This is a genomic window from Chitinophaga skermanii (genome assembly GCF_003259335.1).
Lineage (GTDB): Bacteria > Bacteroidota > Bacteroidia > Chitinophagales > Chitinophagaceae > Chitinophaga > Chitinophaga skermanii.
The window spans coordinates 159,772-180,751 of record NZ_QLLL01000002.1; the positions used below are offsets into that span (position 1 = coordinate 159,772).

The following is a 20,980-nucleotide window of genomic DNA, read 5'->3' on the forward strand; positions in this document are numbered from 1 at the left end:
GTGTTCCACATATATTTCACATATATTTTCATGTTTGGGAGATCGAGTAAGTGTGTATGTGAAGCTATTGCTTCATGCTGTGATCGCACAGGGAAAGTATTAAAAAAGGGTTCTACCATCAAAAAGGGCCGAACCTTCTACCGGGTTCGACCCATTCTTTTGATTTCAACATGGTATGGTCTAAACGAAAATCAGGGATTAACGCACCCTTCCAAGTTTCCTATTTTTCAAGTCAACGTAAATTATTACTAACAAACTTTATAGCGATGCTTTCCTGATCACTAGTCCGCCGGCATCACGCCAGCTAGCAACCATAGCCGATATTTTCGATAAGTATTCTGTTTTATTGATAGCCTGTTTCGCTGCCATTTGCTTCCACTCTTTTTCATCGGGTGGTGTAATGGAAACGGAGGTAGCAAACCAAGTAACATGCTCATACGGTAAGGCCAATCCTAAAATAATACCCGGCAAACCACTGTACGATTCCGGGCCGCTTTCACTCATAATATCTGGCGCGAAGTAAGCCACTACATATACCGAATCCAATACCAAGGCATTCGCTCTTCTACATTGAAAACCCGCAATCTCCCTCATTTCCAACGTAATCTTCCAACGAATTTTATGCAAACTATCCAACACCAAGAACGAATTCCCAAACACGCTTTTTTTGAGTATGGCGGAGCCTTGTTCTTTTTGTGTTAACACTTCATTATCATACCCCACCATTTTAAACCATTCATTCGGATCGCTAGGCATACCGGCCTTTTCAGCAGGTTTATACAAAGCCCCGTGTTGATTAAATTCGAGTTTGAAATAACTCGTATTGAAGGCCGGGTTCGCAGCTTTGTACTTATCGGCATTCTCTTGCGGCATCCCTCCCTTCTCCGCCATTTCTTGCACTAATTTGTGTGCTTGTATTTTGCGTTCGAAGGTAATACTACCTGCTTGTACCGGCTCTCTTACTTGCGCCAGTAAGCTGTTTTGGAGTATGATGAGTAATATAAGGCTACTGATCTTTTTCATGTGTTACTGGTTATTGGCGGTGGGTAATTTCGAAAAGTTCCATAACAAGCTCAACAAGAAATACCGCTGTACCGTGGTATATTGTTGTTGTGTTATAAAGTTGCCTTGCACAAAACGATTGAACCCTCGCTGCTGGTTTAACAAATCATTTACCGATGCCCTGATGTTCCAATTACCTTCTTTATCCAATCTTCTACCTATAAACGCATTCACTAACAATACATCCATATCTCCTGTAAACACGGCCGTTTTCTGGCGAATCATCCACGATGCATCGGCATGTAATTGCCATGCTTTTAGGAAGTAAATATCGGTCGACGGGTTAATGTTGTACAACCAATAATTCACCGGTGCTTCGGGCTGCAACGAGGTTTTATTGGTATTATACGAGGCTTGGAATTTAAGGTTCAGATCTAATTTCTGCTTGATGGATTTATTGAAGTAATATTCCGCCCCGTATGAATTATTCGTTACGGTATTAATGGTTTTGTTACTCAATTGATCGAGCGATTGTACACTGGCATTTAAGTTCAACCCGGTATGTGCATCCCATTTCAATATCTTCTTACCGGTACCAATATAAGCCCAGAACTTCTTGCTATTCCCATCGTTCGACCAAGTAATAAAATTACGGCCATCTTCATCTGTTACCACCGAAGAGGTGATTTGACTTTTCGCCCGCGAGAAGTTGAAGTTGCTAAAGAAATACTTTTCTCCCGCCGGTTGAAAATGGTTATACCGCACACCCCAAGTACCTGTGAAATAAGGATGCAAATCGGCATTCCCGTAAATAACATTCAAAGGATCGGCATTATTTACCACGGGCTGCAATTGCTCGATGCCCGGCATATTGTTATCGCCTTTGAAGTACACGCTCACCGATTGTTGCAACTTAATTACATAAGCAATTTCCGCTGCCGGGTACCAGTTCACAAAGTTCTGTGGGTAACGTTGGCCGGTGTATTGATTTTCCTGTTGCAAGTGTGTAAGTGCTACATCGGTACCAAAGTTCATATGCAACTTGGGTGATCCGTATATCATTTGCACACCTGCTCTATTGATGGTTCTGTTATATTTGAAACTATTGCTGATAAGGCTATCCGGGTTTTCATACCCCTGCTTACCAGGTGCCCATGCACGAATATCTGAACTACTGCCATGGTGGTTAATACCGTAGTTGAACGACAATACAGACCGTGCACTAATAGGACGAACATATATCAACTTCGCCTCCAGGCCTAGATCACGCATAGCATCTTTCCGTTGTTGGTCCAATACCTGCAAACTATCTTTCGTAATATCATTCGGGAAACGATTTTCTGCGCGTATGGTTCCTTCGGCATTACTGGCATTGTATTGCTGGTCGAGTTGTAATGTAATACTGCTTCCTTTTAATTTCAAGGCGCGGGCCAGTGTAATAGCCGTATTAAATCCACCGTTGTTCACGGTATTATCGAACCTACGGGTACCACTATTCAGTATTTCTTGCGCATTATTGACGGTGCTGGAGGAAAAGAAGTTGTTCATTTTCTTATGCTGTGTAGCACCTGCCATTACTAAGCGGAACGACCATGCCGAATCGAAACGGGTTTCGTAGTTGCCGTGTAATTTATGTTTGAATACTTGTTGTTTGAATACTTGGTCGATATTAGTTACCAGCACATCCGTTGGTAAACTTTGTTGCGAGATGGTGTTAACGGCACCGTCGATGTGCAAGCCTGCTAACTTGTAGTTAAGCGATACGGCCGATTTATCTTCATTCCATTTATCGGCATAATGTATACCGCCGGATTGAGATAAGGGCAAGCCTTGTCCTTCGTAGGTACCACTCCAAGAATCTAACTCGCTATCGCGCATCGTGGATTCATCTTTCGACAATTGGTATTTGTCATTGTCTTGTGAACCAAGACCAATTTTACCCGTATTACTTAACGTACCGTACGCAGCAAATCTTCTTTTACCTCGAAAAATATTCACCATGGCTTGGTTATCGAAGAAGCCTTCAGGGCCACCACCGATTTCTACCTTTCCAAAGCTGCCGCGCTTGGCATCTTCTTTTAGTTTTAGGTTGATGGTTTTGTCTTTAATGCCATCGTTAATGCCGGTAGCCGCGGCTAAGTCGGATTTTTTATCGTAGAGTTGTACCTTATCGACCATATCTGCGCGGAGGTTGCGCGTAACGAGTAAGGGGTCGTCGCCGAAGAATTCCTCGCCTTCTACGAGTACCTTCTTCACGATTTCACCTTGGGCGATAATTACGCCGTTACGGTCTACTTGCATGCCGGGGAGTTGTTTTAAAAGATCTTCTACAGAGGCGCCTTTTTGTAGTTCGAATGCTGCTGCATTATATTCTGTTGTATCGCCTTTGATTTTGATGGCGGCTTGTTGCTTGTTGATTACTACTTCACGCAGTAAGCGTGTGCGGCTAACAAGGGGAACAAGACCTACCGTGTAAGGACTAGCAGCTACGGTAATTCGTTCTGCGAAATCCGCGTAAGGCATTCTCGATACTAACACAATGTAATGGCCGGGTTGCACATCCCGGAAAGCAAAACTACCATCGTCGGCAGTTCTTGTATGGGCCACTAGCATGGAATCTTTTGCTTGTAGCAGCATTACCGCGGTTCTAGGCATTGGCACCTGCAAGGCCGTATCTTTTACTTGGCCTGTCACCGCGGTTTGCGCAATGGCGGGCATACAAAAAAATAGGCACAGCAATACCAGTAGCGTATAATTCTTCATGTTTGTGTGGATGGGGGTTCAGGTTACCAAACTGGGTTATGATTCGGATGAAGGCCGGGAAATACGACGCCGGGTAATGCGGCTAAAAAGCATGATCATTACAATGAACACTACAATGGTACACCATGCTACAGCGAGCGTTGTTCTAGGGAAATCGCCCGGTGCTAAGCATAATACCAGCAATAAAGCCACAGCAACAATCAACATTACAATCAACAATGGTTCATCCATCGAATACACAACTTTCTTATGGGCAGGCGGTGCCATTTTTACCTGCTGTAAAAAACGTTGGTTAAAATTGTTCGATGGCACTTTCACCAATTGTTCTTGTAAAATCTTTTTAATTTCTTCGTTATTCATGATGAAATTTTGTTTGATGATTGTGACTCCATTGCGCCTGCCATTTTCTTCCTGGCTCTATGTAACAATACTTTCACACTACTCGCACTTTGCCCTGTGATATCGGCAATTTCTTTCACCGGCTTCTCGGAGAGATAAAATAAATTAATAACAAGGTATTCATTCGGCGTTAGTATCCTCATGGCATGCATCAATTCGGGATGCATGTTACTCGTTGTATCTTCACTATTTGCTTCTTCTAATATTTCTGCGGCTTCTTCCGACATGCTCATGTAACGTTGCCTTTGTTGCATGTGCCGAATGGCTTCATAATACACGATCCTATACAACCAGCTAGAAAATGCAGCCTCGCCACGGAACTGGTGAATATGTAAGAACACTTTTAATAGTGCATCTTGAACAATATCCTCAGCCGCATTCGAATCATGGCAGTATTTCAGTGCAATAGAGTAAGCGAGATCCCGGTGCTTCTCCAACAATGCATTCATCGCGTTACCATCTCCCTGCCGTGCACGTTCCAATTCCTGGTCGAGCAGGTTCGCCATCTATTCCGCCTTCTTTTTCAATAAAAAATAATAACACAACATACCCAAGCCGGCACAACCGGTAATGGAAATTAAGTAAGGTATAATCGTGTCTTCTCCCTTCATACCATTGGTAGTAATATAACCAATGGTTAAGCCGAGCGCCACCGATAGTAATATCACGCCTTTACCCAGCATGCTATACTTCAAATTATCCATATAATTCCCTTGGAATACGAAATCTCCCTTCCGGATCAATTCGAGCCTCTCGCGGTGCTTTAACCAGCAATAGTAAGCCACTACAGCAAAGCTGAATACCACGAATAATATGATGGCCCATGCAAACAATACTTTAGGATCCATTCTTCCGCTTTTTGTTGTTTAATTATTTATACTATTTAGATACAACAGGTGAAGGAAAGGTTACAAAAACGCAAACTTTTTTTTGTGGCTTGATTATCAACGCCTCAGGTTAACCTTATAGGGCTTTCCATCCCGAAATTCTTATAAACAATGCCCCGCCCCCAACCTTCTTCATTCACATTAACACCACCTTGCTTGACTTGTTGCCTTTGATACCTGTTATGACATTCACTAAAAGATAATAACATATTCAAAAATGCAGGCCCTTTTTTTGAAACCGGCTGCCACTTTTGATCGCCTGTAGGCAATTCTTCTACAAAAAGCTCTCCTGATACCTTTAATACACGGCCGGTATCGTTGCCGGTATCTATACGGGTAACAGCGCCGTTTTCTTCATACGTACCACTTAATAAATCGCCCGGTAATATCTGCCACCCCAGGTAAGAAAGCACGGGATTAATGCCCCACCGTTGGTCGTAATGGAATACAACATCATAACAAGTACCATCTTTCATTAAATAAATAGCATGGTTACGACGTTCCATATCACCTGTTACCGCCAGCAAAATATCGCGGATATTGGCCACGATTTTGTAGTTCTTGATACGATCTACGTTAGAATGACCAATATACCCCAAAAACTTCTCGTCTTCAATATACACCCTTTGTCCGCCCATATCTTCCATCCTATTCACCAAATCCACGTCCTCGATACCATACGCCGCCATTTTCTCATTAAAGCCGCGGGCTTGGTAGTACATGTTTTGGTGAAAGGCGAGGCGGCCACCTTGGTCGCGGTACGGGATGTAATTACGACGAAGCGTAGTAACAATGGTTTTATCTAAATAGGGGTTGAAAGCGTCTTGCACCCAAGCGGCGTAGCCTTCGCCCGTGTAATTATCGGCGTCGACCATGCAAATTATTTCGCCTTGCCCTAAGCGCAAAGCCATGTTCTTGGAATGCGAGATGTGGAAATGTTCCGGTTCGAAGGTTTTGTAATAATTGACGAGGCCGGTATCGATATAGGGTTGCAGGTGTTCCTTCGCCCAATCTTCCATACCATCGGCAGAATTGTAGTCGAGTACAACAAACTCTATACCTTCCACGTGTTCATTATGCCGAATATTGGTCAATAATGTTTCCTTCAAATGTTCTAAACGGTTCATACAAACCGTACAAATGGAGATCTTTTTCATGTTGTGGGGATGAATGAATGGTTATAGCAATTGTGGATGTTTGAGCATAATATCCAAATCTTCGCGGAGCGGGATGGTTTTAGCAGCAATGTTTTTCCAAACGTGTAACATCGCATTCCAATCGGCCTTATTCTCTGGCGACAACTGTTGAATATTACCGGGCAATACGCCTTGACAAAAGAGGATATGATCGATCCCGTATACATCGAAAATCGTGTCTTTCAGCCAAGGCTGTATCATATTGCGGGTGGTGGTATCTTGGCGCGATAACAAACCTATTTCCTTATACAACGACAAAAACTTTTCGAAGCCGCTGGTATTGCCATTTGCCCGGCAATCTTTCCAATACGGGGTATCGAACTTTTTATTGTATTTAAAGTGAATAGAGAGGAACCAGCGGATGTATTCCCAATGTTCCTTCATGGTATCGTTTAGGAGATTGCGCAGGGCTGGGTTTTTCTTCAGCAATACAAAATGGTTCATGAGCAAAATAATTTGATCGATGATCATGTGCACACCGGTAGATTCTAAGGGTTCTACAAAAGAATAGGCGTTCCCGATGGCCACTACGTTACCTTCTACAAACCGTTCGTGCCTACCACTACGAAAGCGAACGTGCTTGATACTTGAAGCGCTCATCCCGGGATTTTTGCGGAGCATTTCTTCAATCGCTTGTTCTTCGGTACAATGCGCGCTGGAGTATACGTAACCGCGATGGTCTTCGTGGCGGAGCGGGATGTTCCAGCACCAACCATTGTCCATTGTTTCGGCGGTGGTGTAACATTTAATATGGCCGTTATTCGGTAAAATACCTGTTACGGCACGGTCGTTGAATAAGCTGTCTTGGAATGATACATACGGCACATTCATTTTCTTCTCCAACAACATCGATTTAAAACCGCTACAGTCAACATACAAATCATACACAAACTTATCGCCGTTCACATTTATCAACGCCGCTACTTCCCCCTCTTCATTCAATACAGCGTCTTTAATTTCTTCATCCAAAAAGATCACACCCGCACGTGCGGCGGCAAACTTCAGGTAATCGATAAACTTGCGGTTATCGAGGTGATAAGCGTACTTCAGATTTTTAGACAGGGAATGATACTTTTCTGTACCATCTTCTTCATAACGAGCAATAAAACTAGCATCTTGTCGCATAAGTAGCGAGTTAAGCGAGCATTCATTTACATCGCCGCTATGCAGGTAGGCCGACAGAATATCTTTAGTATCAAAAGGATAATTGAAGTAATAATCGCCCGGCTTACCCCAGAAGAACTTAATACCCAGCTTCCAAGTAGGCTCTACCATGCGAAAGAACTCTTGTTTATCGAGTTCTAATACCCCGAATAAATAATCGGCCATGAGCGGCGTAGTAGCCTCTCCTACGCCTATAGGCGGGATATGACTAGGTTCAATCACCGTAACCGGGATATTAAAAAACTTACGGAAGGCAATCGCAGAAAGATAACCGGCTAAACCGCCACCTACAATACAAACACTATTATAAAAATCATCTTGTGGCAGGGCCAAGTCCATATAATATGGTTGCGGGTTCATTAGCACTTCTTTCGTGGCTTTGAACTGTTCTACAAGTTGTAGATAATCATTTTGCATCGTGTTACTTTTTATGGTTGAACGTGGATGATACCATTAACGATTAAGTAGGTAACGCATTGGAAAAATGAACGAGCCGCTTCCGCTTCATGATCGAACGGGAAAGTGGCCGTAAACCTTTGCAATGCATCTGCGTACAACATGTGCTGTTGTGCTACTTCGCAAACAAATAGCGTGTAATTAGTAAGATCGATTTCCATTACCGCACCCGTAATATAATCTTGTAAAAGGGCAATGGTGGTGGGGTTGATGGGTGGAAAATCTTTCGTATATACCATTGTATCGGTCCAGTTCCATTGCACATTTTGTAATGAAGCCACTGGATTCAGGGATAGCCTAACGGGTGTATTCAATGCTTCTTCCGGCGAGGGTAATAGATCCATGCTATTAGCTGTAAGGCCCTCTGCTGCATACAAGTCTTTCGTTTCTAACGACTCCTTAGCGTATTGTAATCGTTCACATTCTAAGTTGAAAACATCTTGCATACGCGCACGATCTTCTTCAGGCAATGCATGGATAGTGTTTTGCCAAGCAACGAGATAATCATCCAAAGGCAAGTCCACCGATGGCGCATTAATTTCTAATACCGACGCTAAGAAAACTGTTCTACCCATTAGGCGATGAGGTGCTTGGCGGAATACTTTTTCTTTGAGGAAGGTTTGAACTTGCGCTTTCTCACCTGGTACGAAGTAGTTATTGATAGTATCGAAATACGAGGGAAAGTCTTTTCGTAAGCGGCGCGCAAGGAGTGCGCAAACGAGTTTGGATTTTTTGTTATGCCCCATGAGGTGCACATACTTTCTACCTAAAGGAGAAATACCGAAGTGATTGAGTGCTTGGTAACCAAATGGCACTGGCTCGTCGCCAATTTCACGCTCTGGCACATCGTCGGTAACAATGTTATTCACCAAGTGCATGGTATCGGGCGTGAGGAATAAATTATCGGTAAACAATGGAGCATGTACCTTTACATCATGATGTTGTAAAAGCCATGCAGCTAATGCTTGTTCGGCAATATGATTCGCATTAGAAGGGTGCTTCATATTGGCGATCAACGTAGCATGATCATCGAAGAAATTAAAGGCCATGGCAGCATGCTCTTGGAAGAACGGCACATCCAACCCGCCGTACACACCGGCGTTCAGCGCAACAATGGCGTTCTTTTCCATGGTATTTAACCATTGTGGCAGTGGCTTTGCTGTTTTTTGGTTGATATCGTTTACGATATCGGTATAGAAAGCGCCGGCAAACTGTTCTACTTCCCGGTTTTGATACACTACATTTTGTTGCGTGCGCAAGGTATTGAAGGGATGAAAAATAAATACATCACCATCGACATGCAAGAATGGTTGTTCTTGCAGGCCGTAAGTTTTTAATTTAGGCGCGGCCCAGAGGTAATCGGGGTAAGGGAAATCGTCGAGTACGACGTGTACTTTCGTGTAGGGCAAACCGAATGTATCTACGAGGAGTTGTTTACCGAGTGTATCGGTGTACAATTCTACTTCGTTGTAGTACTTGCGCAGTTGTAAGCAACTGAGGGCCCAACTAAAGAAGTGAAAACGTTGATCGAGCCAGCCGCCATGTAAGCCGGGCCTCGTCCATAAAGTTTGAACTATTTTCATAACAAGCGTGCTTTTTCATTCGTGTGAGTAATGATTTGACTACCGAACAATGCCATGTAATCGGTATTGGTCGATAGCAGGTATTCGTGCGAACCTTGTGCTGCTATTTGCCCATTTTTGAGGAGCAGCACTTCGTCCATCGCCATCACAGCACTGAGGCGGTGACTAATAGTGATAATGATTTTATCGTGTTGCATTTTTCGCAAGCACGATAGGATGTTCGCTTCGCGGGATGCATCTACGGCAGAAGTGGCTTCATCTAAAATGAGTACTTCCGATTTTTTTAGTAAGGCACGGGTTAATGCTAACTGTTGTTGTTGACCACCCGAAAGCATCACTTGGCCTTCCCCTTCCCCTATCTTCGTATCCCAACCGGCAGGTTGTTCCATTACGAAAGCGTACATGCCCGTGTCTTGTAATGCTTGCCGCATATCAGCCTCGCTTACATCATGCAACCCGTAAAGGATATTAAATCGAATAGAATCGTTGAATAACAAAGGCTCCTGGTGCACCACCGCGATACGCTCGAACCATTCGCCAGGCGCAAAGTGTAATAGGTTATGTTGCCCGTTAATGAGCAATTCGCCTGATTGGGGTGGGTATAATTGGCAAAGTAATTTTACCAAGGTACTTTTCCCTGAGCCATTCCAACCAGCTATTGCGTAGCTACGGCCTTTTTCGAAGGTGATATCGAGATGAGGAATAATAGTTGTTCCACCATGACTAAAAGCAATATTCTTCAACACAAGCGATTCAATGGGCACTTGCAATGTTCCTGTAGGCGTAGGTGTAGGCGTATATTGAAGCAATGGCATAATGCGTTGCATCGATACTTTTGCTTTTACAAAATCGACATGGAAGTATACCAAATCGTTCGCCGGTGCATATAAGCGGTTCATATATTGTATGAAAGCCACGAGCGAACCTGTAGTTAAGGCACCTTGTATAGTGAAGTAACCGCCTACCCCGAGAATAAGTAAGGGGCCTGCTGCTACGAAAAACATAGCGAGGTTACGGCTTAACGACGATAAAACGGTAGCGCGTTGGTATAAGTTGAACAGGTTGTCTAAGTGGTTGTTTAAGCGCTTTTCTTCGAAGGAATTTGCTTGGTGGAGTTTAATGAGTTTGAATTGACGAATACTATCGATAAAGTAATTATACACCTCACCTTCTTTCACCGAGCTGGCTTCCACTACTTTCTTCACTTCCTTATTCCAATAACGATTAAAGAAAATGGAAAAAGGGAATACCGTGAGCGATAGCAAGAACAACCCAGGATGCAACAAACACAGCATAAACGATAACCCCACGAGTAGCAAAACATTGTTCGTAATGCGCAAGAAGCTACCTACGAGGAAAGACTGGATTTTATGCACTTCGTGGTTCACTTTCTGGATAATATCACCAGGATTGTTGGCCTCGAAATAAGCATATGGTTGTTGTAATAGGTTACTGAACAAGCGCAACTTCATACTATGCACCACGCGGTTTGCAATCCAAGTACCCAAATAATCCGACCAATAACCGAGTAACAAACGCATACCATATACAACAGTTAAGCCCGCTAACAACCCAATAATCCCCCTTACATTCCCGGCTGGAATATAATCGTCGATAATAAGCTTCAATGCATAGGGCGAAGCCAATCCTGCCACGGTACCGGCTATCATAATAAGGAATAACATCGCTTCCTTCCAGAGGTGAGGACGTAAGAATGAGAAGAAGAGTTTATAATCCTGCCACTTCATACATCAAAGGTTTAAATAGGTTCATTACAAACGGGTGCCGCAAAAACCGACAGTAGTAATTGTAAGCAGGCTTCGGCAAAGCCTGCATCTTGTAAAATCAATACACCTTCTTTTAACACACCGGCCGCCGGTCGTTCCTCAAAAACACGGGCCATTTTTACACCGGGGAAAAACGCGGTTAGTTGCGTGGCCAACACTTCCATTTGCGGGAAGAATTGTACATCATCTTCCGTGATGAGTATTAAATCGGGCTGAATACCATGTAACATGGCATACGCATGTGGATCGAGCGCTTGTTGTTGTAACATAGGCTGCTGTATAGATACCAGCAACATACCGGGATCACGGAAGTATTGTAAAGCTCTTAGGCTAGGCTGTAGTAATGTAGTAGGCGTTGTTAAATAGAAATCTACACCTGTTAAAATAGCTTGTACACTGGTGGCTAGTGTAGCAGGCTGGTATCCTGCTTGTTGTAGAATGGCCGTCATACTACATTGGAGCGGTAATGTAGCAGCGCCACGAGCCGAAACAATTAATACAACCGGCACTTGTACAGGTTGCAAAAACTGTAGCTGGGTAAAATCTTGCACAATAGCGGTAGGATGCCCCAGTAATACAATGTTTGCATCGCTTTTACATTGATGAGCTAATTGTTTTAACAATACAGCATCCGCTTCATGAAATACGATAAAGTTCTTTTGCTGTAATAACAGTTGCTTCAATTGTGCTGTAATAGCGGGGTAATTGTAGAAGCTAAGCACAGAATGCAAGCTACCCACTGCTAATGTATCGAACTGCATCATATCGGCCTGTTCTACGGGGAATTTCGGGATATGATGCGGGTAATAACCATGATCATACACCGGCATTAAAGCAAACTGTTTACAAACAGTGGCCACTTGCCACATGATAGTATCAAACAAAGGCACCAAGGTAATTCTACCGAGATGCTCCCAGTGTTTATTTTCGTTGAAGTATTGTTCTTTTAAACCATCCAATAACGCCGGGTTGTACAAGTTTACCGGTGCCGGTAATGGTAGCGGAAAACCGGCTGTTACGGCGGATTGGATTAAGCGTTGTAGCCATTGCGCTATAGATTGATAAGGGGATGCTTCCATGATGCGTAATAAACGTACACCCAGCAAGGGACAAGCGAAGCTGGTACCGAAGTATTCGCGGCCGGCAAATTGAACTATGCCCTTGGTATAGAACGTAACGGGATGCTCGCGAACATGCAGTAAGTCGGCTTCAGCACGTAGGTCCATACATCCAACAGATATAACAGCGGGATGGAATGCCGGGAAGCTTTGCTTATCATCCAAATGTGCTGCCGCTACAATAGGAATATTGCGATCATATGCCAGCTGGCAAACCGTTGCCAGTTCGGGCGACATGTACTCGCTTTCCACCCCCACACTCATATTCATCAAATCTACACCTGCATCCAAGCAAGCTTGGATGGCAGCCGTTAAAACACCTTCATCCGTAACGGGCTCCTCATTAAAAATCTTCACAACAAAAAGGCTTGCGCCCGGGAAAGCTGCTAAGTATACATAAGCGCAAACCGTACCATGCATCAATTGATCATCGATCTCTTCTTCCATTACAATTGCGCCATTCGCATGGCGATATAAGGCTAGCCCGCTCATGTTCTCAGCACCGGCAGGCAGCAAACTTTTCCGAACGCCACTATCAATAATTCCAATTTTTAGCATGTTTCTACAGTTCCATTACGAGCAATCATCGTGTGCGCATCTTGTTCTTCGGTGAAGTTGTAATCATAGATGGCGCGCATTCTTTCTTCCATAAAGTATTTCCAGGCAGAACATACCTTGCTTTCGGCATTAGATACAAATCGCATGTTGCAATTCTCTTCGCAGATGGGCAATACTTTACAAGTTCTACAATCGGGTTGTTGTGTTTTATCGAAATGGCGGTAATAATCCATTCCAGGTTGCGTAGGATCAAACTCGCTTACGTGTTGGATGCGCTTGGTTTTATCGTTGATGGTGTTATAGCATTTATGAATATAGCCGCTATCGTCGACCGAGATTGAATTCGGGCTTTCTACCGTACCACAATAGAATTCAGCAAACGAGGGATAAGCGAAATTCAAACGCTTGGTTGCTACACTGTGTTGTGAAGCCCAACGGTTGAAACGCTCGACCTTCAACTTAGTGAAGTCTTCTTTGGATTTCTGGTATTCATAGCTTGTATAGTATACATCTTTATCTTGGTTATAGCCCAAGAAATTATAGAATTTTGGCGACCAGCTAAAGGTCACTTCACTATCGCGTTGAGGCCATATGCCCTTTGCTTCCAAGTCGTCGAACATTCCTTCTAACTCCCTGTATACAGCTTTGTCACCATTAATACGGATAGTAACATAAAACTTACCGAAAGGCATGCGCGATAAATGATCCAGGATTCTATCATACGTGCCTTTTCCATTAATATAGTAACGCATAGAGTTGTGCATTTCCTTGCTACCATCGATCGTAATTTGCAGGTCGCGGATATGGTACTTTTCGAGCATATCGAAAGTGGCCACATCTAGCAAAGTACCGTTCGTGATAATAGATGCTTGGTAATCGATGCCATTTTCTTTAGACAGCGCAATTACAAACTCGGAAAACTCTGCGATTGTTTTCTTACGAATGAGGGGTTCGCCACCAAACCATTCGATGCGAATGTTTTTAATGGGCGTTGCATGGGGTTGGTAAACGATTTGGGTAATCATTTTCTTCATAGCCTCCATGTTTTCTGGGCCAAGGTACTTGGTATCTTCTTCGCCCGGGGTTTTATCTCCTTGGTAGCAATATGGACAATTCATATTGCAAGTATTGGTGGGAGAAATCACCATAAACAGCGTATCGGAACGGTCGCACGTAGCGCGGTTCGTATCCGCCCTCTTCTTCACTTCCACAAACTCATCAATTTCTCTTGGGATAATCATCCCGTTACGTTGGAGCACTTCAATTACATCGGCATCCAGGTAATGAATTTCCATGCTATTGAGCTTAGAAACAATCAACCCGGTTTCCCAATCAAGTTCGATCATACCGTTTGACAGGGAATTGTAAATGATATACACTTGCTTTTCGGGGTAAGGAATGGCGAAATTATAATAGCTGAGTTTGAGGTCTGGTAACATATCATGACGTTTTAAGGTGTGGAAAAAGAAAGCCACTGCAACTGTACAGTTGCAATGGCTTTACCTATTTGACTAGAACAGGATTTCGTCGCCTTCGTTAGGGTTGCTAGTGCACCAAAGGTTAGAAGAATAACCAGATTTGCAGCTAGATCCACTTGAAGAAGTAGAATAACCTGAAGAGCAATAAGGAACTACGAGGTTTTGTTGTTCTGTAGTACCAGCATAATTTTGGTTTACTGCTTGAGGTTTAACCAAGTCGCGTACTTTTTTTGTGTTTTCCATGATTGTGCGATTTAAATTGATGAAAAAATGGGATACATATATATCGGCCGGATATATTCAACAATAGGGGCGCGGTGTTGCATTACAGTTGCTGCAAGCGCGCGAGGGCTGTCGTAAGTAGTTTGTCGTTATAGGGAAAGAAATCTTCCCATGTTTCAAGTGGTACCAGCAAATCGGGGTATAGGCCACGGTATTCAACTACATCATGCGGGTCTGCCGGTCGGAATTTATTCAACATATTTACGCGGACAGTAATATCGTATGGCAAGATGAAGGATTCGCCGCTTGCATAAGAACCGGCCGTTTTTGATGTACCGATAATTTTTGCGTGGGCATGTTTTCGCATCAACAACGCAAATACTTCCGATGCACAAGCCGTTTGATGATCGACGAGAACAACAACTTCTTTATCTTTTAACTGCAAATATTTACAAGGCTGCAAAGTAATCGGTGCTTGGAGGTGCTTACCATTCGCTGCCGTGTACTCACTTATGTTTGCTACAATAGGCTGATCGATAAAAGAGGCTACGATGCGGAAAGCTTCTAACTCCAAGCCGCCTGTATTGCCACGCAAATCGAAGATGATCGATTGACTGTTTGTAAGTTGTTCTTTCTCATTATACATCATTAACCATTCACCCAAATCCCATTTATTCAAGCGCCAATAGGTAACGTTGTTCTTCGTCCAATGTGCACGGTGAACCGGCCTGAATGATGGCGGAACGGTTACTTGCATATTTTGCGCATAGGTAACCTGTTTCGTTTCACCGTTTTGTATAATTATTAACCGGGTTGAATCGCTGGCGGGTTTGAAGAGCATTCGTTGTACAGCTTGTTGGTAACGAGTTTGTTCGTCACCGTAAAACCGGCCGTTGGCTTGCGTAATAGCCACCTCGGGTAAGTGGCCGTCGATGCTAAGTACAGTATCACCCACCTGTATACTTTGTGCGAGTGCTGCGTTGAACACCCCAATGACGATAAATGCTTCGCCGATTTTTCTTACATGCACAGGGCCGTTGAGCGTATTGGGTTGTTTTCTTTCGATATAAAAATGCCCATCATGAAAGGAACGCATTAGGCTATCTACACTATTTATTTTCCCGGAGAAAGCCACATTCCTTTGGCTGATTTCTTTCATTTTCGCCAAGGCGATCGTGCTCGATAATTGGTGTTCTTTGTAGTAGACATACTGTTTAAGAACGGATGTGAGCAAGCTTAGTATCTGCTTTTGTAAGAAGTTGCTATCTGTAGTAGGTTTAGTGGTTTCAAATACGTAAGCTTGGGTATAAACATCGCGGTACATCGTGAAAGTAGACATAGGGTAACTATCGCCCACCTTCCAATTGTACGATGCAAGTTGTTGTGCCGGTTTGCGGGTAATATCGTAGAAGAAAATACCTCGGGCAGGTTCGTTCACGATATTGTGTTGCAAAACTTTGCATTGCCCAAGGATTACATGGGGATAACCTCCGTTTTTCGAAGACCGGGCGACGATATGTACAGATACGATGTTTTGGGGTGATTTGTTTTGCAGTTTGAATTGTTCGAAAGGAATTTCGATGGGTAGTTGGTAACCGGGTAAAGTGCAATTCCATTCGTACGTAAAAGCTTGTTGTAAGCTATCACGCAAGGTAATAGTGCACTTTGCGGGTTGGTCTAACTTGGCATTCAGTAATAAAACACCATTTAAAACGGGTGCTTTTAAATTGAATGTTAATCCCTCCGATGGGATGGGCACACCCTTCCGAATTACGTTCTCTTCCAAGCTAAATGCTGGGCCAAAGAATGTTAACCCGTCAACAAAAGTATAGCGAGAAGCCGGTAGAAGGTCTTCTACTACATTCCGTTGAAGTTTGTTTACGCTAATTTTCCATTGTGCATTCGAGACGTTGACAATACATAGTAACATGCACAAGATGGTAAGACGACTACTTCTCATACTTGCAACTATTTTCGACAGATTTGGGACAATACTTTTTCAATAAGCAAACGCATCTGCTTACGCTAAAACATAGATGTACATTGCAAATACGAGGATATCATCCTCCTTTACGAATGAATTCATACGTGGAACGATCTGCTCTAATCCGGGTCAACTCATATGTTATATGCTAAACCTTGGGGGCCAAAAACAAGCCGGCTAACAATAACGTTTCCATTTTCTCAACCTAACATTTATCACTACCTGTGATGATTATGAACGTTAAATTAATTCGCATAGCTGCGAAAATAATGCAGCAATAAAAAAAGTTTGTAATTCCTATTTGTGAGGAGTGCGATACAACTTGGTGAAATAGAGGCAACAACAATACTAACAATTCTCCGAAACGCAATAACAATAAGCACTTACGCAGTATCACAACAGCAGGCATGTTTCCGTATGAAACGTTACTTCAGTATGTATAAATTTGTTCGGCATACGAACAATTCTTTTCATGATGTTTCCCAATAATGGAATAAAAAAGCGAAACATCCCTACAACCAGTCCTTTAAACGTATAAAATACGCGGCAAGAAACTTTGTAGAACTGTTTCGCTGAAGACTGGTGTGATGATATTAAAGTTTGTTTGGTGTATGAAGAACGCCTTCCTTTATCACCAATAAAGGTCTAAACAATGTGCTTAGTTGCGTATTGGGATCTTCTGCTACAATTAATAGGTCGGCTATGTTTCCTTTCATTACCTGTCCCCTATCTTTCAATCCAATAACACGCGCAGCATTTAGGGTAGCAGCTTGTATAATATATGAATTGGAAAGGTTGCATTTATTGGCCAAGGTTTTCATTTCATCTTCCAAAGGCACTTCGCCCGGGCCTTCTGGGTATACCCAATCGGTACCAACAACAATTTGCACGCCCACTTGGTGCGCCAAGCGAACTACGGTTTGTGCATAGGTTAATTTATTATTCGTAGCATGAAAAACAGTTGGATCAAGGAATACACCATTTGCTTTCATTTGTTGCAGCAACACTACAAGGTGCGCCGTATCCAATGTAAAGTTTTTATATACCGAACGCCATGCCGCCGAGATTTCAATTGTATCACCCGGTAACTGGTCGAAAGCCATATCAGCCGCATGTGACATGCTACTCACGCTAAGTTTGGCCACATCCATAGGCTTTGCTGGAAACACAGCTGCATGCGACCAAATTTTCAATCCTTGCTTATTCGCTTCTGTTGTAATACGAGCGATTTGGTCCTTTGTTAGGTCGTTATATACTTTAATCCCAGTAGCGCCATATCCCTTCGCCTCGGCTACAGCCTTTGCGATGTTGGTATTCGCATCAATGCTACGATACCATGGAGTGTTCCCATCTTTCGATTGCTTACTGCCCCGGTTGATCAATTCCCAATAATGCGACCCTGCAAATTGGGCTGCATAAAAAATACTTGGGGCAGGTAATTCCTTTTTATTAATGCGTTGTTTATAGTTCGCTAAATAACTACCATCACCGGCCATATCCCGTACAGTAGTGATCCCATGATACAGCATGTTCAACAAAAGTGCATCTGTCTTTTTCATCGCTGTATCAAGATTCCTTAAATCGCCGGTAGCCAAATGCATATGTGCATCCGTGAGACCCGGCGTTACATACTTCCCATCACAATCGATTACTTTATACCCTTTCGTGGGTATGTTTTTCTTCCCGTAAACAATGTTCGTGATTTTACCATTATTAATGTAAATAGCACCTTTACGTGGTTGAATTGTGGCATCCCCGTTAATGATAGTCGCATTCTTCAGCAATGTTTGCGACTGTGCTTTGTGCATAATGGCCAAACATGCTAGCGCAAGTAATAGATGTTTCCGTTTCATGTAGTGAATGATTATAATTTCAACAATTGCTCTTCGGAGATATGTTGACGAATGATATGACCCTTTTTATCGATTAAAAATGTAGCAGGCAAGGTGGCTACTTTGTAATCTTTCACAGCTTCACTTTTCATCGCGTTGTTTGTGCGTAATTGCAGCCATGGAATTTTGTCGGCTTCAACCGCCTTACGCCATGCCTCCTCTTTTTCATCTACAGAAATCGACACCACCACAATACCTTTTTGCTTGATCTTATCATATATCTTTGCGAGCTTCCTATTGGTAGCACGGCAAGGCGTGCACCAAGAAGCCCAAAAATCGATCAATACATATTCATGCGATTCTAACAAGGTATGTAGAGAAACAGTGCTTCCATCTATGGCTGTTAGGCTAAAATTCGGCGCCGGTTGCCCTACCATTTTATTCGCTTGTAACACTTGTTGCTGCGCCAATAGTTTATCGTACGTGGCGCCAGCCTGTGGGTACTTTTTAAAAGCCGGCAATAACTTATTTATATCTTCCTCTCTCCACAGGTTACCATAATTATAGGCGCTCCATGCACCGGCAATATCTCCAGCATGTTGTAAACAGAACTTCACCCGTGCTTCCATTACTTTTGCAGCAGCTTTATTCCCTTCTTCCCCGGCACGTAACTTTTCATCCAAATCCTGTGACTTTGCATAAGCATTCCCCCACATTTGCCAATTCTTCTCCAATGGCTTAACTACTGCTTCAAATGATTTTAATGCCTGTAGCTGCTTCCCCCCTTTTAGCTGGATAGAAGAACCGGGTAAAATATCTATCACCACTTCACCCTCGTTCGAAAAAACCGTTGCATTGGCAAATGGAGCACGCATGCTAATACTGTAAACAGCAGGCAGCGAATCCTTCATTTCAAATGAAGCCGCACCCTCTTGCAAGAAAACGGTATCAACGAAGGTTCGTTTAGGCCAATCGCGGTAGATCGTTATTTTAGTACCGGCTTTGTGAATAGCGGAATGAATTTGCACTTTTTGGGCAATAGCTGTTTGCGCCATGCCAAGAAGCAGCAAAGCCATGCAGGTTATCTTTTGCATCAGATAGGATTTTAAAAAAGCCGGCAGCTTTGCAATAGCTGCACGGCTATGTTATAGTTGGTTAAGTTATCGTGGATTGGGAACGATGTTGGAATTGATAGCGCTAATTTTTGGACTAATTTCCATCAAGTAACGGTTATCTAATGCAGGCAAAGTATATATAGTACCTTTGTACACACGCTTTAATTCTTTCCTAAAAGCAGGTTCACGGTTTAAGCGCTTTAAATCGAATAAACGCAACCCGTGGTACATTAATTCACGGCGACGTTCGTCCAGTACTTTCATCAAACCTTCTTCTTTCGTAGTAGCAGTTAAATCGGTATAATCGGCCGGTTTAAAACGCTTTTTACGAATGGTATTTAAAATGGTCATGGCTTCACTGGTTTTACCATCACGCGCCAAATATTCGGCATTGATCAGCATCATTTCTGTAACTGTAATGCTAGCGTTTAAGCTTCTAGCAAAATAATCTGGTAAAGGACTTGTAGAAGTGGTACCTGTAGACGTTAAACGGGAAAATGTATATACATATCGAAGATCCTTTTCACCTAGTACATCTAATAAATCTTGGCTAATCATGAAGCCTTGGATAATACCATTTTGGCTATTGGTTTTCGTAAAGATGTTTTCTGGCCACTGGTCTACGGTAGGTTTATTCGTAACACCGCTCCAAGGCCTGCTTGGATTGGTAAAACTGAACGTATTATAATCGAGAATCGTGTTATTGTATGACAATGCTACGTTTGCAGCCTTTGCAGCTTCGCTGTAATTGCCCATGTAGAAGTAAACACGTGCTAACAAAGCGTATGCTGCTGCTTTACCCGGGTGCACATAGTTTTTACCGAATGTTTGAAAGCTGGGTTCTGCAATGGCTTCTTCCAAATCTTTTAATACTTGTGCATACACATCGAATACAGTAGCACGAGCATGCTTGGCTTCTAAATCTGGCTTCAACACCAAAGGCACCGCCAAATCTGTTTTAGCGGTAGCAGCTTGATAATCGCTACCATATTGCATAGCTAATTGGAAGTGGTAATAAGCACGGTGCACTTTCGCTTCTGCTTCTAAACGTTTGCGATCTGGGTTAGTGGCATCGGCAGCCTTGGGTAAGTTTTCCAACACTAAGTTACACACGTAAATGTTTGGATACGACTTATTCCATTCAGCATCATCTTCCTCTGCTTTATAGGTTTCATTCATCCACAAGTACAATTTACCTGTACGATACAATAATTGCTCAGTAACCCGGGTATCCGTAAAAGCAACATCGTCCGTCAACAATTCATTATACCCATAAGGCGCATCTGCCAAAAGAATATCGTTCAAAAACTTCTCGTAATCTGCCACCGTGGTAGGAATGACTACGTTGCGCGGCGTTACTTCTGTAAACTTACTACAGCCCGATTCAATCACACTAAAAGCAATAAATGTATATAGCAATAATTTCTTCATGTTTC

16 protein-coding genes are annotated in these 20,980 nt (G+C 43.0%); all 16 read right to left on the reverse strand.

The genetic code is table 11. From position 1 onward, the window contains the following. Nucleotides 1–258: 258 nt before the first annotated feature. The 16 genes from LX64_RS04720 to LX64_RS04795 all read right to left on the reverse strand — a co-directional run bounded on the left by LX64_RS04720 (nt 259) and on the right by LX64_RS04795 (nt 20,975). On the reverse strand, nt 259–1,023 hold the full coding sequence (locus LX64_RS04720; protein WP_111596478.1) for a GLPGLI family protein: 765 nt from the start codon (nt 1,021–1,023) through the stop codon (nt 259–261). Nucleotides 1,024–1,026: 3 nt separating this feature from the next. Further along, nucleotides 1,027–3,765: a TonB-dependent receptor gene (locus tag LX64_RS04725; RefSeq protein ID WP_111596479.1), complete on the reverse strand. Its 2,739-nt coding sequence runs from the start codon at nt 3,763–3,765 to the stop codon at nt 1,027–1,029. 36 nt (nt 3,766–3,801) lie between these two features. Then, a complete protein-coding gene (locus LX64_RS04730) occupies nt 3,802–4,125 on the reverse strand; it encodes a hypothetical protein (protein ID WP_111596480.1) in 324 nt (107 codons plus the stop codon). Continuing rightward, nucleotides 4,122–4,670, reverse strand: coding sequence for an RNA polymerase sigma factor (locus LX64_RS04735; protein ID WP_111596481.1), 549 nt, complete (start codon nt 4,668–4,670; stop codon nt 4,122–4,124). Before LX64_RS04735 ends, LX64_RS04730 begins: the two co-directional genes overlap by 4 nt. Next, nucleotides 4,671–5,012 carry a DUF6249 domain-containing protein gene (locus LX64_RS04740; RefSeq protein ID WP_111596482.1) on the reverse strand — a complete coding sequence of 114 codons (342 nt, stop codon included), beginning with the start codon at nt 5,010–5,012 and terminating at the stop codon, nt 4,671–4,673. It abuts the gene before it with no gap. Nucleotides 5,013–5,116: 104 nt separating this feature from the next. Further along, the gene (locus LX64_RS04745; protein ID WP_111596483.1) at nt 5,117–6,208 is read right to left on the reverse strand and encodes a glycosyltransferase family 2 protein; all 1,092 of its coding nucleotides are present in this window, start codon (nt 6,206–6,208) and stop codon (nt 5,117–5,119) included. A 21-nt stretch (nt 6,209–6,229) separates the two neighbouring features. Next, nucleotides 6,230–7,828, reverse strand: coding sequence for a tryptophan halogenase family protein (locus LX64_RS04750; RefSeq protein ID WP_111596484.1), 1,599 nt, complete (start codon nt 7,826–7,828; stop codon nt 6,230–6,232). Between the two features lie 11 nt (nt 7,829–7,839). Further along, entirely contained in the window at nt 7,840–9,450 is a 1,611-nt protein-coding gene (locus LX64_RS04755; protein ID WP_111596485.1) for a DUF6734 family protein, read from the reverse strand. Then, the gene (locus tag LX64_RS04760) at nt 9,447–11,198 is read right to left on the reverse strand and encodes an ABC transporter ATP-binding protein (RefSeq protein ID WP_111596486.1); all 1,752 of its coding nucleotides are present in this window, start codon (nt 11,196–11,198) and stop codon (nt 9,447–9,449) included. The genes LX64_RS04755 and LX64_RS04760 overlap by 4 nt, the downstream gene beginning before the upstream one ends. An 11-nt stretch (nt 11,199–11,209) precedes the next feature. After that, entirely contained in the window at nt 11,210–12,913 is a 1,704-nt protein-coding gene (locus LX64_RS04765; RefSeq protein WP_111596487.1) for a S8 family peptidase, read from the reverse strand. Next, a complete protein-coding gene (locus LX64_RS04770; RefSeq protein WP_111596488.1) occupies nt 12,907–14,352 on the reverse strand; it encodes a radical SAM/SPASM domain-containing protein in 1,446 nt (481 codons plus the stop codon). The genes LX64_RS04765 and LX64_RS04770 overlap by 7 nt, the downstream gene beginning before the upstream one ends. Before the next feature lie 72 nt (nt 14,353–14,424). Continuing rightward, nucleotides 14,425–14,634: a hypothetical protein gene (locus LX64_RS04775; protein WP_111596489.1), complete on the reverse strand. Its 210-nt coding sequence runs from the start codon at nt 14,632–14,634 to the stop codon at nt 14,425–14,427. A gap of 82 nt (nt 14,635–14,716) precedes the next feature. After that, a complete protein-coding gene (locus LX64_RS04780) occupies nt 14,717–16,573 on the reverse strand; it encodes a S41 family peptidase (protein ID WP_111596490.1) in 1,857 nt (618 codons plus the stop codon). Between the two features lie 617 nt (nt 16,574–17,190). Beyond that, a complete protein-coding gene (locus LX64_RS04785; protein ID WP_111596491.1) occupies nt 17,191–18,450 on the reverse strand; it encodes an amidohydrolase family protein in 1,260 nt (419 codons plus the stop codon). A gap of 11 nt (nt 18,451–18,461) precedes the next feature. Continuing rightward, nucleotides 18,462–19,523: a TlpA disulfide reductase family protein gene (locus LX64_RS04790; RefSeq protein WP_111596492.1), complete on the reverse strand. Its 1,062-nt coding sequence runs from the start codon at nt 19,521–19,523 to the stop codon at nt 18,462–18,464. Nucleotides 19,524–19,589: 66 nt separating this feature from the next. Then, nucleotides 19,590–20,975 carry a RagB/SusD family nutrient uptake outer membrane protein gene (locus LX64_RS04795; protein WP_111596493.1) on the reverse strand — a complete coding sequence of 462 codons (1,386 nt, stop codon included), beginning with the start codon at nt 20,973–20,975 and terminating at the stop codon, nt 19,590–19,592. Between the last annotated feature and the right edge of the window lie 5 nt (nt 20,976–20,980).